Raw genomic sequence first — 21864 nt, forward strand, 5'->3', positions numbered from 1 at the left:
AACCTAAGCCGTTTCTTACAAGGACGGCTTTTTTTATACATTTAGAACATGAGTCTAACACCATTTCACCTAGCGATTCCCGTGAGGGAAATCACTACCACCAGAGCATTTTACCGTGACACCTTGGGCATGAAAGAAGGCCGCAGTAGTGACCATTGGGTGGACTTTGACTTCTTTGGCCACCAACTCGTCATTCACGTGAGCGACAATATTGCACCAGAGGTTTCCAACGCTGTAGATGGAAAGTCTGTACCAGTTCCTCATTTTGGTGTGGTACTGGAATGGGATGATTTCCACGCTTTCGCGAAAGCGTTACAAAACAAAAACATCGAATTTATAATCGAGCCCTACATACGATTTGAAGGATTACCGGGCGAGCAGGCCACGATGTTCTTCAAAGATCCTAGCGGAAATGCGCTGGAATTCAAATCGTTCAAGGATTTCAACCAAATTTTTGCAACATGAATCTGAAAGATTTTTTTACACCAGACCAAGACTATGTGCTGGAAAAAACTAATGAAACCACCACAGAAGATGTGGACGAGGTGATCAAAAGAGAAGGAAAACTGTCCTTTCTTATGTCGACGGTCAAAATGCTTAAAAAGTATTACAAACTCGTCGATGTTATGATGATGATGATCAAGGATTACCGTAAAGGTGTTTATACTGCAGTACCATGGTTTACTATTGCTGCCATAGGTGGTTCTTTGCTGTACGTAATTAGTCCCTATGACCTTATTCCAGATTTTATTCCTGGGTTGGGTTATATAGATGACATTACCGTACTGACAATTGTTGTGGGCTGGATAGATTCAGACCTACACCGTTATCTAGACTGGAAAATATCCCAAGATCACACGACTCCGGATGAAATTGACAAAATAGAAGAGGCTCAATAAACCTTTTCACCATTGATATAAGTTCCAACTACTTTAAGGTTGGGCACATTTTGAATCGGCATGTTCATGAGGTCTTCCTTAAGAATCATGAAATCTGCCGATTTTCCTTTTTCCAGACTTCCTTTTTCCTCTTCTTCAAAATTGGAATAAGCTGCCCAGATAGTCATGCCTCGCAAAGCATCTTCTCGAGAGATAGCATCCTGCGGATTAAAACCACCTTCAGGATAACCAGTGGTGTCCTGTCTGGCAACTGCGGCATAAAAAGTTAAAAAAGGATTGACCTGTTCTACAGGATAATCAGTTCCCAAAGCGAGCATTCCTGACTGATCCAACAATTTTTGATAGGCATAGGCACCTTTAATGCGCTCTGCACCTACTCGATCCTGAGCCCAGTACATATCACTTGTGGCATGAGTAGGTTGTACCGATGGTAAAATCCTATCGCGATCAAAATATTCAAAATCTGCTGGACTAATGATTTGCGCGTGCTCCACACGCCATCTTCTGTCTGGCATATCATTGAGTAATTCACGGTACGTCTTAAGAACAACAACATTGGCACTATCGCCTATGGCGTGTGTGTTCATTTGATAGTCTGTCGCGGCAATACGCTCTGCTGTTTTTTTGAAATCTTCCACACTACTAAGGAGTGCTCCAAAATGGTTTTCACGGTCAGAATATTCTTCTTTCATCGCGGCACCACGAGATCCTAGAGCACCATCTGCGTAAAACTTGATAGATCTAACATTCAATCGGTCGGTTTTGATAATGCCTTTATCCAGATAGTAATCTAGGTTTTCTGGTGTGTTGCTCACCATAGCATAAATCTTCATTTTTAAAGATCCAGCCTGTTGTAGGCTATCGATCAATTCAATGGTGTTGCGATTCAAACCAGCGTCATCTACCGTTGTCAGCCCATAGCTGAAGTTGATTTCCTGAGCATCCATCAACGCTTCGATATCGGCTTCACGGCTTGCGGCAGGAAAAGTTTTTTCTATCAATTCCATGGGATTGTCCACCAATATTCCAGTAAGCTGTCCATTGATTTGCTCAATATCACCACCTGAAAAAGCCGTTTGCTCATCAATACCTGCTAGATCAAGCGCTGCTTGATTTACAATCATCGCATGTCCATCAATACGGGTAAGAGCTACAGGTGTGTTGGGGAAAAGTTCAGTCAATTCTGCCTTTGTGGGATATTCCTTGACATCCCAATCGTTTTGATCCCAACCACGACCTATGATGTAGCTTTTATTGTTTTTGTCTTGAAAGGCTTTTACCTTATCCAGTACTTCCTGATAACTGGTCGTCCCGACCAGGTCTACTTGCTGCAATTGCTCACCAAATCTGTAAAAATGACAATGCGCGTCAATCAACCCTGGATATACATATTGACCCTCTAGATCTATAATGCTATCTGACTTCAAATTAAGAGCATCGATTTCATCTTGAGTTCCGATAGCAAAGACTTTACCGTCTTTTACTGCCATAGCCGTCGCCACGCTGAATGCGTCATCGACAGTATAGATATTACCATTGGTATAAATGGCATCGACATAATTATCTGCATTTTCATTTCTGCAGGATACCAGCACTAGAACTATTAAGAGGAAGAAGATTCTTTTCATGGCATAAAAATAAGACACAAAATTTTGAGATCTCCTATAAAATCAAAAGAAGCTACCTTAATAGATAGCTTCTTTTTTCCTTCTCTAGAGTTGTGTTATTGCCACTTTCGCGCTTTCATTTAGGCAAACAGGAAAGCCAACATATTTTTAAAAATCAAATTTATAAACCGCTCCACCCAATACCTGTAAATCCTGCACTGGATAGTCCAAGTAATATTGATAGTTGCCGCCTGTCAAGTTGTTTCCTCTCAAAAAGACCGTCAATCTAGGGTTGATCTTGTAATTAGCATCCACATTAAGGTCCACAAAACTGTCCAGAGATTCCACACCCAAACCAGTTCTATATACATCGCGTTCCCCTACAAAATAGACCGTTGTACCTATATCCAACTTATCAGTGATTTGATAGGTTCCTACCACATCTGCAGTGAATTCTGGAAGTTGTGAAGCCGTGTTCTCTATATCTGCAGCATTTGTGACATCATAATTCATGCTGCGACCGTTGAGCGTCATATTGAACTTAGAACTTATGTCTACACTCAAAGATCCACCAAAAAAGGTCGTGGCAACATCTGCATACTCCGTGAAAAACACGTTACCCAATTCATCCTTGGGAGCTTGTGCTGCAATCACGCGACCTACATCCTTAGTGTAGAGGTAGCGGTCGTTCTCTTTTTTGTAACCACCGTAAAATTTATAACCTACGTTGTTGGTGATTTTTCCTTTCAAACCTAGTTGTGCGTCGATGACGCGGTTAGTAGGTTTGATATCAATAGCTGGAGCTAGAAAAACGTTCTCGTCTGCAAACTGCTGCAAGCTATTCATGTCCAGACCACCATAAATCTGGGTGTAAGCAATAATCTGATCATCCAACAATTTGTAGGTCGCAAGAATATCTGGATAGATATTAAGTTGACCGTCGCTATTTTCAATATCAGATAAGTAATTCACGGTCGCGCCCAACTCTACTTTATAAAGATCACCATACAAATTGATGCTAGGATTGATCCCTGAACTTACATAAGAGTAATTTGTTTGTGCTGGTAAACGACCTTGATCATCAAAACTACCTGATAGATAATCTACCGAAACTCCCAATTCTACTTCAGTTCCCTCGATGTCAAAAGCAAGCTGTGGCTCAATCATCGCACGTATCTCACTGCCATCCATATTACTGGTGATCCCAGTCACTTTAGCCTGTAAACTTTTAAAAACCGAATCAAAGAAATCAAGATTACCGCCCAAACCATAAGAAAGGTAATTCACGCCTACATCCTTGTCGTCCAGATCTTGATTGATCAATTGCTGTGTAAAGAAAGGGTTCACACCATATAGATTTGCACCTTGGTATCTAGCGCCAGCCGTGATGCTATAACTAGCAGATCTAGATCGATGACCAAATGAAAGGTCCAATGCCGTATCTAGGTAAGAATCATCAAGAAGCACCTCATCAATACCACCTAGAGAGGAATTGTGATTGAGGAATATACCAAAATCACTGTCTTTATCCACTTCAATATTCCCTGCAAATTCTGCCACAATGTTGCCGTAGTTACCAAAGCCCAAACGAGCATAATTATCGTAATAGGTAGGTCGTTGTCTAGGCTTCAATCTTGACAGCTTTCCTTTTGCTGGTGTAAAGGTTGATGCCACAGGAACAGAAAATATGCTGTAGGTAACAGCTTTCTTCTGGATTTTTGTGGTGTCATTTAATTGTGGTGTACTCTTTACTTTAAAAGCATCTGCCACAGATGGATCGTAAGCCTTGACAACCGTGATCGTACCACCGTTGAGTTTGTCCTCTTCAGTTGTTTGAGCGCTTGCGATGTTTGCAATCAGAGCAACAGCAACTGCTGTCGTTATATATTTCAAGTTCTGGAACATATTAATTATTTGATGGAGCTATGGAAGAATTAGTTTTGGCTTGTACCGCTTTGATGCGGTTCAGTTCGGTTTTTGCGTTGGCAACTACTTCTCGATATTGAGAGAAATTATCGATCACGCCTTGCAGTAGGGTCACGGCATTCAACGTCTGGTTGGTCGCGTCATAGCTTTTTGCCATCACGACCAGACCTTTGGCACTCCATAATTTATAGCTACCGTAGTTTTTGGATAAGCCTTGAACGGTATTGATTGCCTGCTCGTGCTTGCCATCTTGATTCTCAAAATAGGCTTTGTAATAGGTAGCCTCTGCAGCTATGGCACCATTCGCGCTTTTCAACACCTGGGCATATCCACTTTTTGCTGCGCTCGTGTTACCGTTTTTGAAAGCAGATCTTGCGATGATCACCTCTGCATCACTGCGCACGGTACTGTCTGTGCCGCTGTCACGCAACACCTTGTTGGCATAACTTTCAGCCTTGTCGTATTGTTCGGTTTCATAGTAGGCTTTCATCAGGTTGGATTGTGCATAGGCCTTGTTTTGTGGGAAATCTGCCGTGGCTTCCAGTTTGATTAATACGGGTATCGCTTTCGCGAAAGCGGACTTTCTATCCACACCGTCGCTCACCGCATCATTGAGGAATAACTCACTCAATCGCGCCAGTGCCTGCTCGGAATACTCGCTGCGCTCGCGGTTTGCCACGTACTCATAATGCGGTATGCTGGCTTTTTTATTGCCTTCAGAAAAGTAGGCTTGCGCCAGATTGAAATGCGCCTGCAATGCATATTTCCCGTTAGGGAATTGCTCCAAATATTTGTTGAGCTCGCGTATCGCACTGCTCATATTTCCCTGTAAAAATGGACGCTCTGCACTCTCATAAGCCGTGTCGTCCAGCTCACTGTCGCTCACGTCAATGAAATCGAGACCGCGCACCCAGTTGGCATATTCCGCAGTTTTTCCCTGATCGATGTACACCAATCTGGCACTGCTCACAGCCTCAACCGCTTGCGGCGTACCTGCATATTTTGAAGCCACTTGCTTAAACACACCCAAAGCCTCATCCAACCTGTTATCATTGTAGAACTGCAGGCCTTTACGCATCATGGCTGGTGCCGTGTATCGGCTGTTAGGAAACTCTGAAATCAATCGATCATAGGTCTTGATACCATTATTGACCTGACCGTTGTTGATGTAGGTATTTCCCAACTCATACATCACATCGTCGCGATATTGCGAGGTTTTGTAATTGCTTAAGAATTTATTGAGCTCTTCAATCTTACTTTCCACGCGCTGGATAAAACCGTATGACATTCCTTTTTGGAAACTGGCATAATCTGCGCTGGAACCACCAGCTTTTATGGCTTCATTATAGGACTCGATGGCTGGCCAGTATTTTTTTGAAACAAAATTTGCATCGCCTATGCGCATGTAGGCGTCGTTTTTTCTTACAGGGTCATTGGCACTAGCCACAAATCGTTGCATGGCATTAATGCTGGCATCATAATCCTGCAATTTAAAATAGGTGTAACCCATGTCGTAATCCAACAGATCGTCCTCTTCTATACGGGCATTGCTACTTTTGACACGGTCAAATTCTGCAATCGCGCCCTTGAAATCATTCAGTTGGTACAAACTTTCGGCTCTCCAGAATCTTGCCTTTTTCTTGAGGTCGTTTTCTTCTAAATACTTGATCGCCTTATCTAGACTGGTTTGGGCTTCTTTATAATCGCCAGCCGTGAATTGATTGAGGCCGTGATATAGCGCTACTTTACCGTACACATTCTCATTACCTCTTATGCGACCATCTTCCAGAAGTTCTAGTGCCTCTGCATAATTCTTTGAGGTAAAGTACGAGTCGATGAGATAGGTGTTCATCTCGTCCTTATTGTCAGCATCTGGATAGGCTTCCATGTAATTAAGGATCACCTGTGGCACGCTTTCATAAGGATTGCCGTTCTCATAACTAAGCTTTGCATAGTTGTACATGGCATCCTTGGTAATTTCTTCGTCAAGTGCAATCTCACTTGCTTTTTTGAAGGCGTTGAGTGCGTCCTCGCTGCGGTTGAGTTTGATGTAGCTCTGCCCAAGATGGTAATAGGCGTTCTGTGCCGTTTTGTTCTCGCCATCAATAATTTTATTGAATGTGGCAACTGCATTTTCAAAATCGTTGAGTTTGTAATAGGTATAACCCAACTGATAGTAATCATTGTTGTTCCACTTACCACGAGTACCTTCATAGGCTTGTAGGTAAGGCAGAGCTTCCGCATACTTTTCCTGATTGAAAAGTGATTGTCCTATAATACGATTGAGTTGGGATTGTTCCTGACGGTTGGAACTGGACATTTGCTTTTGTGCCAAAGCAATAGCCTCATCAAAACGTCCCAATTTATAATTTAAATCTGCCTGATAATAGGACAGCTTATCGTCTGTCTCTGGCGCTTGCTCTACCTCGCTAAAGAGTTCATCTGCTGTTTCCAGATCATCACCTTCATAAGCGATGTAACCCAGGTAATATTTGGCTTGCGATCCATAGGTTGGATCGTCACTAACTCTGTTCAAAAATGGCTTTGCTTCATCAAACTTCTTGCTTTGTACCAAGGTGTACCCGTTGTTGAAGTAGAATTTTGTTTTTTGCTCACGAGAAAGGTTTCTCTCATCTACCTTTTCATACCATTGCGCAGACTTGCGGTAATCACCGTTCTCAAAATAATAATCCGCCACGTCTATAAAAGCGCTATTGCGTTTTGTGGAAGTTGGGTATTGTTCTACAAAACTCTCCACCATTTCATCTGCATTACGCTGGTTTAATCTCACGGCACAATTAGCCGCATAGTAAGCCGCATTGCCTTTGATCGTCTCGTCTGCAGACTGGTCAATGACCTGCTCAAAAAGACGTTGCGCCGCAACATATTGATCTTCCTGATAGAGATCTACTGCCGTGTTATAGTTGCGCAACTGGTCTGTAAAAATTTTGGATTGCTGGGCAAATCCAGCCGTAAAGAATCCCATTGCTAGGGCTGCGAGTGCAAATTTCCTCATGTGAGTTATCGTTAGTCTAAGTTGGTAAAATTAAAATCCTACACAATGTTAACGGCGCTTTTACGATTTAATTATGCGCGAGGTTATCCACAGCTTTGTGTATTTTTACCCATCAAATGAATACTATGTCAAACCACGTGCTTTCACTATCAGAGGTCGATATCTTCCAACGGGACAACTTGATCCTTAAAGATGTGAACCTCAACATTGATAAAGGTGAGTTTGTCTACCTCATCGGGAAAACCGGTAGCGGTAAAAGTTCCCTGATGAAGACCTTGTACGGCGACATACCGCTTAAAAAGGGAAAAGGTAGCATTGTAGATTTTGATTTATCTCGCTTACGCGAAAGCGAAATTCCCTACCTGCGTCGCAAACTAGGCGTCGTCTTTCAAGACTTCAAATTGCTTACGGACAGGACGATTCAAGACAATTTAAAGTTTGTTTTGAAAGCCACTGGCTGGAAAAACAAAACCGAAATGCAGGACCGTATCGATGCGGTTCTTGATAAAGTAGGCATGAAAACCAAAGGCTTTAAATTCCCACACGAGCTTTCTGGTGGTGAGCAACAACGTGTGGCCATTGCAAGAGCTCTATTGAACGACCCAGAACTCATCATAGCAGATGAGCCTACTGGAAACCTGGACCCACAAACCAGCGTGGAAATCATGGAAGTGCTCCAGACGATCAATAAAAATGGCAATACGATTCTCATGGCAACCCACGATTATGCCTTGATCCTAAAGTATCCATCAAAAACACTCAAATGTGACGATGGTGAAGTGTTTGAGGTGGTTCAAAAAACGGTTTGATCGATTACTGAAAAATGATCCAATCGCTACCATTTTTCAGTATAATTATCCCAACCTACAATGTCAAATCAACTATAGAAGTTGCTATAAAAAGCATTCTAGATCAATCATTTAAGGATTTTGAAATACTGATCCTAGATGGTAAATCTACTGACGGTACCATTGAAATAATCAAGGAGTTTCAATCCAAAGACGATAGAATTCGCATTCATTCAGAAGATGATACAGGCGTTTATGACGCCATGAATAAAGGGATTGCCATCAGTAAAGGTTTATTTCTATACTTTTTGGGAGCTGATGATTATTTAGTGGACCCAGAAGTTTTGGCAGATGTAAGAAGAACTCTAGATCAATCAAACATATTTGTTCTTTATGGTAACGTCAACAGTCCTGTTCTAGGACACCAATATGATGGCATTTTTAGCGACGCTAAAATCTTTCATAAAAACATCGCCCATCAAGCTATTTTTTACAAAAAGAACGTATTTGAAAAAGTTGGAATCTATCCTTTACAATTCAAAGTACATGCCGACTGGGCATTGAATCTCAAGTGGTTTTTTGATCCAACGGTCTCACATCATTATTTTGAAAGGTCGATAGCCTTCTTTGCGCCAGGTGGCTTGAGCTCGAGAAAAGTTGACAATTCTTTTAGAGTAGAGATGATAACAATGTATTATCTTTTGGCAAGATCTCGTCACAGTATTATCGGTACTCTTTCGTTAATGTTAAGAGGTTTATTCTCTAGACTTACCAGATAAATTTATGAACATACTCATTGTAATTCCACTATATAATAAAGCTGATACGATTAAAAGAGCAGTAGAGTCTGCATTAGGTCAAACGGTGGCTTGCGACATTTTGGTCGTCGATGATGGCTCAACAGATGCAAGTCTAGCTAATTTATCAGAAATTAAGAATGATAGAATTACTGTAATTCAGCAATCAAACCATGGCGTGAGTCATGCTCGCAATATTGGGATCAAAAATGCTAAAAAAAATGAGTATGATTTTGTAGCCTTTCTGGATGCTGACGATTACTGGATGCCGGATCATTTGACCGAGATTTCTTCGTGCATGGCCGCTTTTCCCAGCGCTCAAATTATAGCAAACAACTATAAGCTCAAGTTTAGCCCCAAGAAATTTTCAAAGACAAAGTTCTCCAACTGGAATGCCGACGAACCCAAGATTCTAGATTCCTTTTTTGATTATAATGGGCTCAACTCCATACTCAGTTCGTCTAGTTTCGCAATGTCTGTTCAAAATGAAGATCCTTTATTTTACGAAGAGAACCTCACACATACTGAGGATACAGACTTTATGATTAGAGCTGGTCTTGAAAAGAAGATTGTGTTTAACCCAACAACCACCGTAATCATAGATAAAACAGGAAAAAACAGATCTGGAAATGTTCCATTAAAACAAAGAACTATCACCGATTATGATCAATATGAGGAAAAATATCCTGAAGTTCCTGGTTTGAAAAAGTTTCTGGACATCAATCGCTTTTCTGTTGCTATAGGTTACCGACTTCAAAACGATATCAAAAATGCTGCGTTGTATCAACACAAAATAGACACCAACAATCTCACGGGAAAACAGCAAAATTTGTTGACCATGAGCAGCAGACAATTAAAAGCGCTCAAACGGACGCAACGTATTTTAGGAAATCTAGGGTTTAGACTAAGAACGGGTCGCTAGTTCAAATTCCTCCAATTCCCTGATATAATCTGATTCATTAAAATTGTGCGATGCGATGGATAAGCAAACGGCACCGCTGGAAAAATCTTCTAATTCTCTCCATAGCATGGTGGGAATAAGCAAACCTTTATCTGGTTTATTCAATAATATACTTTTCCATTTGTTGCCATCGTAAAGCTTGACGGTAAAACTACCGCTCAACGGTATCAATACAGATCGACAGACCTTATGCGCATGACCGCCGCGATGACTATCACTGGGTACATCAAAAAGATAATAGATGCGCTTGATCTCAAAAGGTATAGTATCACCTTCCACCACCGCTAGATTTCCGCGTGGGTCTGTGATTTTAGGTATATCGATGATTTGATAGTTCATATCTCAAATATACTATAGATCTAGATGGAGATTGCGGTGTCCCTCAAAACCGGTAGCATAATCTTCTACTCCATGATCAAAAAGCCAGTATGCCTCAATCAATTTGCTCCAGTTTTTGACATAACCCTTGCGCCATAAAAAAAAGACGTATTTAAAATTGAGAAAGATGGCTTTAAGTTGATTGCTATGCGCGGCGACTGCGCCACGGGCATAAATGGTTTTCTTACTGGTTGGATCTATTCCACTACTCACTTCATCATGTTGCACGATAAATTCAGGGATAAATCGTCCCTGCTCTCCAGCATGAAGCAAATCTGTAAACAAAACCTGCTCTTCACCTAGTGGAAATTGTGCTCCTAAACCAAATCGTTGATTGAAACGCACACCTGACGTTTGCATTCGTTTCACGTTAAGAACGATTTCAATGGATGCTGGTCCATGCGAGAGATGTGTTTTGCGGTATTCAAATTCTTCTGCGGCATATGACCTTTTAGGCTTGCCATTAGGTAATTGCATTTTGAAAGTCAAGGCAGCGGTATCAGGATGTTTATGGATCGCTTGAAGGATATGAGTCATTGCAGTCGGTAATATTTGAACATCGTCGTCCAGTATCCAGACATATTTGCGAGTGGCATTTTCTAGCGCAATGTTTCTGCTTCTGGACAATCCATAATTCGCGTCATTAATTACTCTGATAGAATCGATGTTGCTCGACAGTTGCCGCGTTTTACTTTGATTCACGATAAGTATAGGTTGCGTGATCTGACTCACCGGCAACGAAAAGATCCGCTCCAAAAAAGATAGATCCTCACGATCCATGGTCGCGATGAGAATTTCAATATCGTCTGTGGTGTAACTCGCCAAGGCCTTATCTTTAACCCAAAGGTACTTTTTATGCGCATCTTGCTGGTAGGCGAGTACAGTAATTTCCACAACTCACTCAAATATGGGTTGGAATTTTTAGGACATGAGGTCACCATCATAGGCGATGGCGATGGTTTCAAGCGGTTTCCCGTAGATATTAATATCGGGAACGATTTCTTGGAACGCTCTTGGTTCACGCGCAAGCTCAAGGTTGGATTATGGAAAATCACGGGCTACCATCTAGCAGATTATTTAAAGTTATCTCGCTTTCGCGAAAGCGAACCTCTTCTCAAGCATTATGATATCGTACAGTTCATCAATTCCAATCCATTTAATTGTGGTGCACGTACGGAGCGGAAAATGTTAGAATCGATTATCGCTCAAAACAAAAGGTTTTTTCTTGCTGCCTGCGGTGATGATCACGAATATGTAAAATACCTCACAGAAGAGCACCAAGGCTACAGCATTCTTGAAGCCGTCAAGCACGGCAAGCAGCAACAAACAGATTTTCAATACTCCTATAAATACCTGAAACCTGCCTATCGAGACAACTATTACCGCCTAGTTGATGTGGCTACACATGTGATACCTAGCAATGTGGATTATGCCATGGCGCTAACTCATAACCCTAAAGCTATTCCTATCATACCAGCGGCCATCAACTGTGGTGCATTACATCTGGATCAAAACGCAGACCTAAGCGTTATCAAAATCTTTGTGGGAATCAATAGGTCCAACTATTGGAAAAAAGGAATCAATTATTTTGAAGAAACTCTAGAAATTATAAAGAAAAAATATGGCTCTAAGGTAGAAGTCATGACAGCAGAAAATCTGCCATATAACGAGTATGTAAAGATTTACAAGAAGGCGCATATCTTACTGGATCAAGTGCTTTGCTATGATCAAGGTTACAATGCTCTGGAGGCGATGTTACAGGGAAAAGTGGTTTTTAGCGGTGCCGGAGAAGTTTATCTAACCGCGCATCAACTTACCAGTGTACCCGCAATAGACGCGCAACCAGATGTAGATTACCTAGTAGGAAAATTATCTGAACTCATTGACCATCCTATTTCCATTCTTGAAATAGGTCGTACCGCCCGCAATCATGTATTACAACATCATGAAAGTGTCATGATTGCAGAGCGCTATTTGCAATACTATCAGGAATAAGCAAAGGCTACATCCTTGTGCCTTTTGCTTTTATTTATTCTTCCACTGGATGTCGATACCTTGAAAATCCTCGGCCGCTTTTTCCTTAGCCTGGCTGGGAATCATGAATTCAAATTCCATAATAACTTCAAGATCATCGTCAAAATAGAACAGCATGGTTTCTTCTCCATCATAATCGCATATGGTCAACGCATGAACGTCATGCTCTACAAAATATTCATCCTTGACTTTTTGGGGTTCTAGAAACTCAAAGTAATGCAGGACTTTTGCGCCTTTGAAATAGTCGAAATCTTCTAGATATAATTGATCTGCCATATTGTAAAAATACGTTTTAAGCATTTAATAAAGATAAAGCCAGTCGAGTGTGACTGGCTTGTGATTCTTTATAGGTCATTGTTTCGCTTTCGCGAAAGCGAAAACAAATCATCATTAAAATTTTAAATGGATCTATCTGGATCAAATCCTTCCAACAGTTGAGCCACTCGTTGGACGAACTGACCGCCCAAGGCGCCATTAACCACACGATGGTCATAACTGTGCGATAAGAACATCTTCATACGTATCCCGATAAAATCACCTGATGGTGTTTCTACTACGGCAGGTACTTTCCTGATGGCACCAAGTGCGAGTATTGCGACCTGTGGCTGATTGATTATAGGGGTTCCCATAATCGATCCAAAGGTTCCCACATTAGTAACCGTATAAGTGCCGCCTTGAGTATCGTCTGGTTTCAATTTCCCATCACGAGCTCTTGTTGCAAGATCGTTCACGGCTTTGGCCATTCCAACAAGATTCAGCTGGTCTGCATTCTTGATGACTGGTACGATCAAATTGCCATCTGGTAATGCCGCAGCCATACCTAAATTGATGTTTTTTCGCTTGATGATCTTATCTCCATCCAGAGAAATATTTATCATTGGGAACTCCTTGATGGCCTGCGCCACGGCTTCCATAAAAATAGGTGTAAACGTGAGGTTCTCACCTTCGCGCTTTTGGAACGCTTCTTTATGTTTCTTTCTCCAGTTCCAGATGTTTGTAACATCGCACTCAATGAAACTTTGCACATGGGCGCTAGTTTGCACGGACGCTACCATGTGATGAGAAATCATTTTACCCATGCGGCTCATCTCTATGATCTCGTCTCCACCGTTGACGGATATAGGTGCAGCCTTAGGAGCTTGTTTAGGTGCTGCACTGTGACTTGCTGGTGAGGCTGGACTTTGAGGGGCAGTAGAAGTTTGCTTGACTTTACCACTTTTTCTATCGTCAACAAATTTGAGAATATCATTTTTGGTCACTCGTCCATCTTTACCAGTACCGGCAATGGATTCAAGCTCTTCTATAGAAATGTTCTCTTCTTTCGCAATATTTTTTACAAGTGGTGAGTAGAAGGATTCACTTGAAGAGTAATCATTCTTACCAGCGGTTTGCATTCCTTTATCGACTTGAGCTTCGGCAGTTTTTGTGGCCTCTTGAGCATATCCTGCTGGAGCGCCATCTTCTACTGTTACCTCATCTACCTCGCTACTTTCATCGCTGGTCTCTGATTCTTCTCCATCTGTTTCAATGATGGCTATAACTTGTCCTACTTGGACCACGTCATCAACTTCAAAAAGAATTTCTACGAGTTTGCCATCCACTTCACTGGGAACTTCACTGTCCACTTTATCTGTGGCGATTTCCAGAACAGGTTCGTCCATTTCAATGGCATCTCCTACATTCTTGAGCCATGAGGTAATGGTAGCTTCTGCTACGGATTCTCCCATTTTGGGCAATTTCAATTCAAATCGAGCCATATCTTGAAAACTTGGTTGTTTTAATATTTTGCAAAAGTACTAATAATACCCAACTGATTATGAATATCGCATTGTGATAGGAAATATTTAAGATATCAATCGTAATACCTCAAAAATCTTCCTTAATCCTTAAAGTATTCTCACCTCGCCACGTTCTGTGCTGGTATCACTGCCCGCATAAGCGGTTCTATTCCAGGTCAAGAATCGATATTGACCTTGATTATTAGAAGTTGAAGCTAGGGTTTCTATCAGCTTGTCAATTTCTAATGAGCCTAAATCAAAAATATATTTAGAGCTGCTCATGCCTTCTTGAATAAATTCTTTGAAGGAAATGGATCGTGAGGCCCAATCTGGTTGATAAGCAGCATCATTGGTAACGCAAACAACAGGTAATTCCTTTGTAATAGATGCAATATCTGTATCGCGACTTTTGAAAAATCTGGTCATGTACCGCAAAAGACCGGTCAACCATTTTCCCTTAGGGTAATGTTTTTCATAGTAAAGATGCATGGCTCCATAAAATCGCTCAAAATACTTAGCATCCTTTATGGTGCTTTCTCCTTTGAAATGAATAGCCGTCTGTGATCCCAAATAATAATTTTGAAGCCCATCTTTAATCGCAGTAAAACTTAAGTCGATATCTTCTCCATACATAAAATAACGCTCATCCAGACCTCCCAAACGATTATAAACTTCTCGTTTCCCCATCAAGAAAGCGCCTACCAGCACTTCAGTCGGGCCGTCTTGATTCTGTTCGAGTCGCTGATCGTAGTAGCTGCCCGAAAAGCCAAGGATCTTTTTTAAGATCCCAGTTCGGGTAGGAACGCGACGCTTACTTTCTGGTAAATAGGTTCCTTTTCCATCAATAAGTTGGATTCCTAGAAAGCCTATTTGAGAGTTCGCTTTCGTACCTCGACTACGCTCGGTATGAACTTCTTTATCGCTTTGCTCAAGGAAAGCGGTTTCCCCATCAACCTCCAGTGCCTTACTTTGAAAGAAATCCAGGCAATTTGCAAATACCTTTTCACCTACAATTACATCTGGGTTGACGAGACATACGTGCGTACCTCTTGCTTGTTCTACAGCGACATTGTTCCCTTTGGAAAACCCGTAGTTGTCATCCAACCGAATCACTTTTACCTGAGGAAATGCCTTGAGAAGTCGCTCTACACTATCATCTGTAGAATCATTGTCTGCAACAATGACCTCTGCATGGAGATTTTCAGTAGCTCTCAGGACGCTAGCAACGCATAGTTCCAGAAAAACCCTTGCGTTGTAATTCAATATGATGACAGAAAGGTCCATTCTAATTTTTCAATGAATTCTCATATGGGACTCTATGCAGGATACTGCGTCCCAACGTGACCTCATCTGCAAATTCCAGCTCATCTCCTACCGCAATACCACGAGCAATCGTTGACGTATTAATCTGTAAGCCATCCAGCTGTTTGAATATATAGAAGTTTGTGGTATCGCCTTCTATCGTAGGACTTAAGGCAAAAATGATTTCTTTCACTCCATCTTCTTTAACGCGTCTTACCAATGAGCCAACTTTCAAATCCTGCGGCCCAACACCATCCATCGGGCTGATTTTACCACCCAAAACATGATACAATCCACGATACTGGCTGGTGTTTTCAATCGCCATCACGTCACGAATATCTTCTACCACACAAACAATGGTCTCGTCACGGCTGTTGCTGGCGCAAATCTCACAAAGATCTGTATCACTGACGTTGTGGCATTTTTTACAAAACTGTAGATCATGGCGCATCTTAAGTAAGGCATCTGACAACAGGTCTGTATTTTGCTCTGGTTGTCGCATAAGGTGTAATACTAGTCTTAATGCGGTACGCTTGCCTATTCCAGGTAACTGAGAAACCTGATTTACGGCTTCTTCCAGGATTTTTGAGGAGAAATTCATGTCCTACAAATATACACACTCGCGCAAGTTTCTAATAGAAGGCGATTACCAATAGACGCTAGAATAATATTAATTTAGCCACAAAACCAAAACATTGACTTCTACCCAAATTTTAATCACTATCGCCGTTTATTTTGCGGTTCTCGTTGGGATTTCATTTATCGTGGGCCGCAAGAGCGACAGCGCCACTTTTTTTAGAGGTAATCGTAGCTCGCCTTGGTACATTGTAGCATTTGGAATGATAGGTGCCTCATTGAGCGGCGTAACCTTTATCTCAGTTCCTGGTGCCGTTGAAGCTGGCGCGATGAATTATTTTCAGGTCGTCCTCGGGTATATCGTGGGCTATGCAGTGATTGGGTTGGTTTTAATGCCATTGTACTACCGCATGAATCTCACTTCCATTTACAGTTATCTAGGTGATCGTTATGGCAGCGCCGCGCAATATACCGGCAGTAGCTTTTTTCTCTTGTCGCGCATCGTAGGCGCAAGCTTTAGATTGTATCTCGTGGCTGGTGTTTTGCAAACTTTCGTATTTGACCAGATGGACATAGCATTCTGGCAGACAGTGACCTTTACCGTTTTGTTGATTTGGCTATACACTTTTAAATCAGGAATCAAGACCATTGTCTGGACAGATACGTTGCAAACCCTTTTTATGCTCATTGCTTTGGGTGCCGCGATATATTTTATATCAGATAGTTTGGATTTGGGCGGTTTTAGTGGTGTCGTGAATTTTGTCAATGATAGCGACCTGTCTCAAATCTTCTTTTGGGACGATTGGAAAAGCGATCAGTATTTTGTCAAGCAATTCCTTGCAGGTGCGTTTATAGCTATCGTGATGACCGGGCTGGACCAAGACATGATGCAAAAAAACCTAACCTGTCGCAGCCTTCAGGATGCTCAAAAGAACATTTTCTGGTTCACACTTGTTTTAACAGCAGTCAACTTTGTTTTTTTAGCCCTAGGCGTGCTGCTTACCGCTTTCGCGAAAGCGGAATCCATAACAGCCACAAAGGACGATTTATTTCCTGCGATTGCCATTAACGGTGGCCTGGGAATAGGTATGGGATTGGTGTTTCTGCTAGGATTGATCGCCGCGGCCTATTCCAGTGCAGACAGCGCACTGACCTCACTCACCACATCTTTTTCTGTAGATATCGTAAAAATCGAAACCAGATTCACAGAGCGACGCCAGCAATTGCTGCGCAAATTGTTTCACATCGGGTTTTCTGTGATTTTGATATTGGTGATCGTGAGTTTTGAATATGTCATCAAGGACGCGAGTGTGATCAACAAATTGTTTGTATTTGCAGGATATACCTACGGACCGCTGTTGGGATTATTTGGGTTTGGGATATTGACAAAAAGGAGTGTTTACCACAAAATCATTCCGTTTATTGCGATTGCATCACCATTCCTCACCTACCTTATCAGTTATCTATCATCCACGTATAGTGGCTTTGAGTTTGGTTTCTTTGTGTTGCTGTTGAATGGTGCCGTTACCTTTATAGGCTTATTGGTGGCTAGTTTGTTTAGTCCTCAAGCTAACGCTGAGCCACTTGCTGCTCATTCTTAGAGTTTTAAGGGATGAGGTATTAGGTATGAGGTATGAGGTAAACTTCAATAATTGTAAATACCTGTGAAATTTACACGGCAAGATAGAGGCTGATTGCTAAAATAAATTCACTCATATCCAGCCTTTACGATAGCTTCCCCGTCATAGGATTAGTAGCTTGCTAAACTCGAGCAAATCTAGAATTGGCAATTTTTTCCTTTTCCATTACTTCTTCTTCAATTTAGAATCGGCAAAATCCAGAAGGATTTCAAAACCCCAAAACAGATAAAGAGGCACACATAGGATCAGCGGAAAGTAAAGAAAATTCAAACTCCAACCATTGACAAATTCAACACCTAGAGATATGTTGCCAAAATAGGCTAAACCTGCAGCCACTAAAGCAATTACTGTAAAGTAGAGTGTCTTGCGTTGCTCGCTGTTTTTAGTTTGCTTTTTGATTTCGATTCTAATATTGCTTGGTACTCAACATCACCAGCGTGCAAGCGACCTCAACTTCAATGTCGTTGTTCTCCAGCATCTGGTAAAACTCTGGATTTTCAGTACCAGGATTAAAAATGACACGGCTGGGTTTCAAGCTTAAAATATAATCATAGTAAGGCACCTGACGCTGCGGATTCAAATACAAGGTCACTGTATCGATGTCTGTAAAAGGCACCAGTTCTGTATGAATTTTGACGTCATCTACAATTCCAGATCGTAAGCCTATAGCTACCGTATCATTATTGAATTTTCTCAACCGGTAAATGGCAACATTTGAATAACGTTGTTCCTTAAGCGATGCTCCCAACACCAGTGTTTTCTTTGACATAATTTTAATGATCTTACTGTAACAATTGCGTTTATGACTCGTCTATTACGTGAAGGTAGTGATTATCCTTTATTGATTTATTTGATAAGTAACTAGGCATGCGTCTGATTAACCATGCCTCATGTTAATAACCAAATAACTCATAATTAATGGTTAGTGTTATTATTTGGTTACTAGAAATCCCGAGCTTGCAGGCTCGGGATTTTGTTTTTTAATCGTAATGCTCGTGAGGCTTATTACCACTTTATAACGGCACTACCCCAAGTAAACCCACTACCAAAAGCTGCTAGCACAACCGTATCACCTTCTTTAATTTTACCTTCTTCCCAGGCTTCAGTAAGCGCAATAGGAATTGATGCTGCCGTGGTATTACCGTATTTCTGGATGTTGTTGTACATCTGGTCGTCGCTCAATTGGAATTTCTTCTGAATAAACTGAGAGATGCGCAAGTTCGCCTGGTGCGGTATCAGCATATCGATGTCGCTTACTTGCAGGTTGTTTGTTTTTAAACCTTCCATGATCACTTCACTAAAACGTACCACGGCATTTTTAAATACAAACTGTCCGTTCATGTATGGATAATATGGAATATCCTCTTGCGGATCATCTTCAATAATTTGAGGCACCCAGTATTCTGTAGATGGACCTTTTAGTGAAAGTTCCAACGCGTGTTTTCCTTCACTATGAAGGTGCGTCGATAGAATACCATGACCTTCTTTTTCTGATCTGGTCAAGATCGCTGCTCCTGCACCATCGCCAAAAATTACACTCACACTTCTACCACGTGTCGTAAAGTCCAGACCACCACTGTGGTTCTCTGATCCTATTACTAGAACATTCTTGTACATTCCAGTCTTGATAAATTGATCTGCGACAGACAACCCGTAGATAAAACCACTACACTGATTACGCACGTCCAGCGCTGGACACGTGTGGATATCCAGCAATTCTTGTACTTGAACACCACAACCAGGAAAATAATAATCTGGAGAAAGTGTGGCAAAAACAATCAGATCTACATCATCCTTAGAAATACCAGCTCTTTCCAGGGCAATTTTGGCCGCTTTCACGCCCATGGTTGCCGTACTGTTGTCGTCACCTTTCTGGATATGGCGACGTTCCTTGATACCGGTGCGCTCTTGAATCCACGCATCATTGGTATCCATTATGCTCGCTAGATCGTCATTAGTGACGACATTTTCTGGAACATACTTGCCCATTCCGGCAATTCTTGAAGTGTACATATTGTATTTTTGAATGTCTGGCAAGATACGCCTAGACCCATCATTGCCCTAGAAAACCACTTTATTTTAGTATGCATGCATAACAAGTCCAACTCACTTATTGAACTCGAGATTCCTGATGCTCAAGTGTACTATGATGAAGGATTTTTCGCTTTCGCGAAAGCGAAACAACTTTTCACCACCTTGCAAGAACAAACGCCATGGCGACAAAATAAGATTACCGTTTTTGGCAAGACCTATGACGAGCCACGACTCACGCAACTCTATGGTGACGATCAAATGGAATACAGTTACAGTGGCATTACCTTCAAAGCGCTGGAATGGTCGCCATTGCTACAATCAATCAAAGAAGATGTTGAAGCTGCAACTGGTCATCAATTCAATATTTGCCTGGTCAACCTATACAGAACCGGTGCAGATTCCAACGGCTGGCATGCCGATAATGAACCAGAACTGGGCAAGAATCCGGTGATCGCATCTGTAAGTCTAGGACAGGAACGCTTCTTTCACTTGCGCCACAGTGAGAATAAGGAATGGAGGTACAAATTCCCGCTCAAAAATGGTAGCCTGCTACTCATGGCTGGTGCGACCCAACACACTTACAAACACCAGATTGCCAAAACCAAACGTGATATCCGACCACGTATTAACCTGACCTTTAGAAAAGTCGTGGATGCCAGTGTTTAAATTTGTATTGTAATCCAACGGCAGCTGCCACGACTACAACATTATGGCCAGAGCAAAAGAACTTATAGCAGACCTAGACGAACGTTCCATCGACCGCATCATTGAAATGGCGTGGGAAGACCGCACACCTTTTAGCGCGATAGAATTCCAATTTGGCGTCACTGAAGCAGAAGTAATCAAGATCATGCGCGACCAGATGAAGCCCAGTAGCTTTAGAATGTGGCGCGCCAGAGTTCAGGACAGACCTACAAAACATGTGGCACTGCGCGATCCAGAAATGGACCGATTTAAATGCAGCCGCCAACGCCATATTACACACAATAAGATTTCTAAGAGGTAGTTTTTCATAGCTTCTCCTCTTTTATCTTTCGATTCACATTACATTTATACATTGGCATAGGCATTGCTTTAAGTGATGCATCGTCATGTGCTGTTAAAAATACTCACCAATGAATAAATTAATTCTACTGTTGTTACTTCCATTTTTTGCCTTAGGGCAAAATGCCTTTAAAATGGACAAGCAGGAAACGACCACCGATCCATCTGTCGTGGACATTAATGAATTTATAAAAGGTACACTCTGGACTCCTGAAGGTGCAGATCAAGTTCCATTAGTTATCTTATTTACAGGTAGTGGTCCCAACGATCGCAACGGGAACAGCATGATGACCCGCAATGATTCCCACAAGCAATTGGCTAAAGTCCTAATGGAAAATGGAATCGCCACCTATCGCTATGATAAGCGCAGCTTTACACTAGTTAAAGAAAGAAAACCTACAGACGACATTAGCTTCAACGATTTTGTAACTGACGCTCAAACTGTCGTGGCTCATTTTGCTAATGACGAGAGATTTTCCAAGATCATTCTGGCTGGTCACAGTCAAGGGTCTCTGGTAGCCTTACTATCCATAGATAAAAATGTAGATGGCTTTATATCGCTTGCTGGTGCAGCAGATCCTATTGATCAAATCATAGTCCAGCAAATTGCGGCCCAAGCGCCTGGACTGGACAAAGAAGCAGCAGCTGTTTTTGCCCAGATGAAAACCCAAGACAGCGTGGTTACTAAAGTCAATCCGTACCTTATGTCTGTAGTTGGTCCTGGCATACAACCTTTTATGAAATCGTGGATGGCGTATCATCCTACTGATCTCATCAAAGATGTTGCCGTACCAACCTTGATCCTAAATGGAACTAGAGATCGTCAAGTAAGCATCGATCAAGCTGAAAAACTTCATAATGCATTACCAGAATCAAAATTGGTCATCATTGAAGGAATGGACCATCTTTTTAAAAAGGTAGGTAACGATGATATTGAGGCCGCCAAGAGCTATACAGATCCCAGTTTCCCATTGCACCCAGAACTGGTTGAGGAGATCTTAGCTTTTGTCAAGCAATAATGTTTTAAAGAGTTCGCTTTCGCGAAAGCGTGCCCCATTACAATTTCTACCTACTTATAGCTGGC

The 21864-nt window shown here is 41.7% G+C and carries 21 protein-coding genes; 10 read left to right on the forward strand and 11 right to left on the reverse strand.

Features of this window, described 5'->3' with window-relative positions; translation table 11 throughout:
• Positions 1-48: 48 nt before the first annotated feature.
• Together BST86_RS09085 and BST86_RS09090 are read left to right on the forward strand one after the other, a co-directional pair.
• Positions 49-465 carry a VOC family protein gene (locus BST86_RS09085; protein ID WP_105982992.1) on the forward strand — a complete coding sequence of 139 codons (417 nt, stop codon included), beginning with the start codon at positions 49-51 and terminating at the stop codon, positions 463-465.
• Positions 462-899: a YkvA family protein gene (locus BST86_RS09090; RefSeq protein WP_105982993.1), complete on the forward strand. Its 438-nt coding sequence runs from the start codon at positions 462-464 to the stop codon at positions 897-899. Before BST86_RS09085 ends, BST86_RS09090 begins: the two co-directional genes overlap by 4 nt.
• On the opposite strand, the gene BST86_RS09095 is transcribed toward BST86_RS09090, so the two are convergent.
• The 3 genes from BST86_RS09095 to BST86_RS09105 all read right to left on the reverse strand — a co-directional run bounded on the left by BST86_RS09095 (position 893) and on the right by BST86_RS09105 (position 7448).
• Entirely contained in the window at positions 893-2527 is a 1635-nt protein-coding gene (locus BST86_RS09095) for an amidohydrolase (RefSeq protein ID WP_105982994.1), read from the reverse strand. The two genes, BST86_RS09090 and BST86_RS09095, sit on opposite strands and share 7 nt — an antisense overlap.
• Before the next feature lie 147 nt (positions 2528-2674).
• Complete coding sequence (locus tag BST86_RS09100; protein ID WP_242446499.1) at positions 2675-4411, reverse strand: TonB-dependent receptor; 1737 nt, start codon at positions 4409-4411, stop codon at positions 2675-2677.
• Between the two features lies 1 nt (position 4412).
• Positions 4413-7448 carry a tetratricopeptide repeat protein gene (locus tag BST86_RS09105; RefSeq protein ID WP_105982996.1) on the reverse strand — a complete coding sequence of 1012 codons (3036 nt, stop codon included), beginning with the start codon at positions 7446-7448 and terminating at the stop codon, positions 4413-4415.
• A 125-nt stretch (positions 7449-7573) separates the two neighbouring features.
• Between BST86_RS09105 and BST86_RS09110 the strand changes: the two genes are divergently transcribed.
• The 3 genes from BST86_RS09110 to BST86_RS09120 are packed head-to-tail and all read left to right on the forward strand — an operon-like array spanning position 7574 to position 9955.
• A complete protein-coding gene (locus BST86_RS09110) occupies positions 7574-8257 on the forward strand; it encodes a cell division ATP-binding protein FtsE (RefSeq protein WP_105982997.1) in 684 nt (227 codons plus the stop codon).
• Positions 8258-8271: 14 nt separating this feature from the next.
• Complete coding sequence (locus BST86_RS09115; RefSeq protein ID WP_105982998.1) at positions 8272-9015, forward strand: glycosyltransferase family 2 protein; 744 nt, start codon at positions 8272-8274, stop codon at positions 9013-9015.
• A gap of 4 nt (positions 9016-9019) precedes the next feature.
• Complete coding sequence (locus BST86_RS09120; protein WP_105982999.1) at positions 9020-9955, forward strand: glycosyltransferase family 2 protein; 936 nt, start codon at positions 9020-9022, stop codon at positions 9953-9955.
• On the opposite strand, the gene BST86_RS09125 is transcribed toward BST86_RS09120, so the two are convergent.
• Together BST86_RS09125 and BST86_RS09130 are read right to left on the reverse strand one after the other, a co-directional pair.
• The gene (locus BST86_RS09125; protein ID WP_105983000.1) at positions 9938-10333 is read right to left on the reverse strand and encodes a sugar 3,4-ketoisomerase; all 396 of its coding nucleotides are present in this window, start codon (positions 10331-10333) and stop codon (positions 9938-9940) included. The two genes, BST86_RS09120 and BST86_RS09125, sit on opposite strands and share 18 nt — an antisense overlap.
• A 12-nt stretch (positions 10334-10345) precedes the next feature.
• The gene (locus tag BST86_RS09130) at positions 10346-11266 is read right to left on the reverse strand and encodes a glycosyltransferase (protein WP_146126745.1); all 921 of its coding nucleotides are present in this window, start codon (positions 11264-11266) and stop codon (positions 10346-10348) included.
• Here BST86_RS09130 and BST86_RS09135 point away from each other — a divergent pair.
• Entirely contained in the window at positions 11228-12367 is a 1140-nt protein-coding gene (locus BST86_RS09135; RefSeq protein WP_105983002.1) for a glycosyltransferase, read from the forward strand. The two genes, BST86_RS09130 and BST86_RS09135, sit on opposite strands and share 39 nt — an antisense overlap.
• A 30-nt stretch (positions 12368-12397) precedes the next feature.
• Here the strand turns inward: BST86_RS09135 and BST86_RS09140 are convergent, their stop codons facing one another.
• The 4 genes from BST86_RS09140 to recR all read right to left on the reverse strand — a co-directional run bounded on the left by BST86_RS09140 (position 12398) and on the right by recR (position 16087).
• A complete protein-coding gene (locus BST86_RS09140) occupies positions 12398-12682 on the reverse strand; it encodes a hypothetical protein (protein WP_105983003.1) in 285 nt (94 codons plus the stop codon).
• A 122-nt stretch (positions 12683-12804) separates the two neighbouring features.
• Complete coding sequence (locus BST86_RS09145; RefSeq protein WP_105983004.1) at positions 12805-14163, reverse strand: dihydrolipoamide acetyltransferase family protein; 1359 nt, start codon at positions 14161-14163, stop codon at positions 12805-12807.
• Positions 14164-14292: 129 nt separating this feature from the next.
• Positions 14293-15468, reverse strand: coding sequence for a glycosyltransferase family 2 protein (locus tag BST86_RS09150; RefSeq protein WP_105983005.1), 1176 nt, complete (start codon positions 15466-15468; stop codon positions 14293-14295).
• A gap of 1 nt (position 15469) precedes the next feature.
• Entirely contained in the window at positions 15470-16087 is a 618-nt protein-coding gene (gene recR / locus BST86_RS09155; RefSeq protein WP_055413579.1) for a recombination mediator RecR, read from the reverse strand.
• 94 nt (positions 16088-16181) lie between these two features.
• Between recR and BST86_RS09160 the strand changes: the two genes are divergently transcribed.
• Positions 16182-17663, forward strand: a complete 1482-nt coding sequence (locus BST86_RS09160) for a sodium:solute symporter (protein WP_105983006.1) — start codon at positions 16182-16184, stop codon at positions 17661-17663.
• Positions 17664-18108: 445 nt separating this feature from the next.
• Here BST86_RS09160 and BST86_RS09165 read toward each other — a convergent pair whose 3' ends face one another.
• Positions 18109-18471, reverse strand: coding sequence for a CoA-binding protein (locus BST86_RS09165; RefSeq protein WP_055413581.1), 363 nt, complete (start codon positions 18469-18471; stop codon positions 18109-18111).
• 236 nt (positions 18472-18707) lie between these two features.
• Positions 18708-19715 (reverse strand): 3-oxoacyl-ACP synthase III family protein, encoded by a 1008-nt coding sequence (locus tag BST86_RS09170; RefSeq protein ID WP_105983007.1) that lies wholly within the window; start codon positions 19713-19715, stop codon positions 18708-18710.
• A 9-nt stretch (positions 19716-19724) separates the two neighbouring features.
• On the opposite strand from BST86_RS09170, the gene BST86_RS09175 reads away from it, so the two are divergent.
• The 3 genes from BST86_RS09175 (at position 19725) to BST86_RS09185 (ending at position 21799) form a co-directional block, all read left to right on the forward strand.
• Positions 19725-20402 carry an alpha-ketoglutarate-dependent dioxygenase AlkB family protein gene (locus BST86_RS09175; RefSeq protein WP_242446500.1) on the forward strand — a complete coding sequence of 226 codons (678 nt, stop codon included), beginning with the start codon at positions 19725-19727 and terminating at the stop codon, positions 20400-20402.
• A gap of 43 nt (positions 20403-20445) precedes the next feature.
• Positions 20446-20742, forward strand: a complete 297-nt coding sequence (locus BST86_RS09180) for a TIGR03643 family protein (RefSeq protein ID WP_055413584.1) — start codon at positions 20446-20448, stop codon at positions 20740-20742.
• Between the two features lie 109 nt (positions 20743-20851).
• Positions 20852-21799, forward strand: coding sequence for an alpha/beta hydrolase (locus BST86_RS09185; protein WP_105983008.1), 948 nt, complete (start codon positions 20852-20854; stop codon positions 21797-21799).
• The last annotated feature ends 65 nt before the right edge of the window (positions 21800-21864 follow it).

It is taken from the genome of Nonlabens agnitus, from assembly GCF_002994045.1.
Classification (GTDB): Bacteria; Bacteroidota; Bacteroidia; order Flavobacteriales; family Flavobacteriaceae; genus Nonlabens; species Nonlabens agnitus.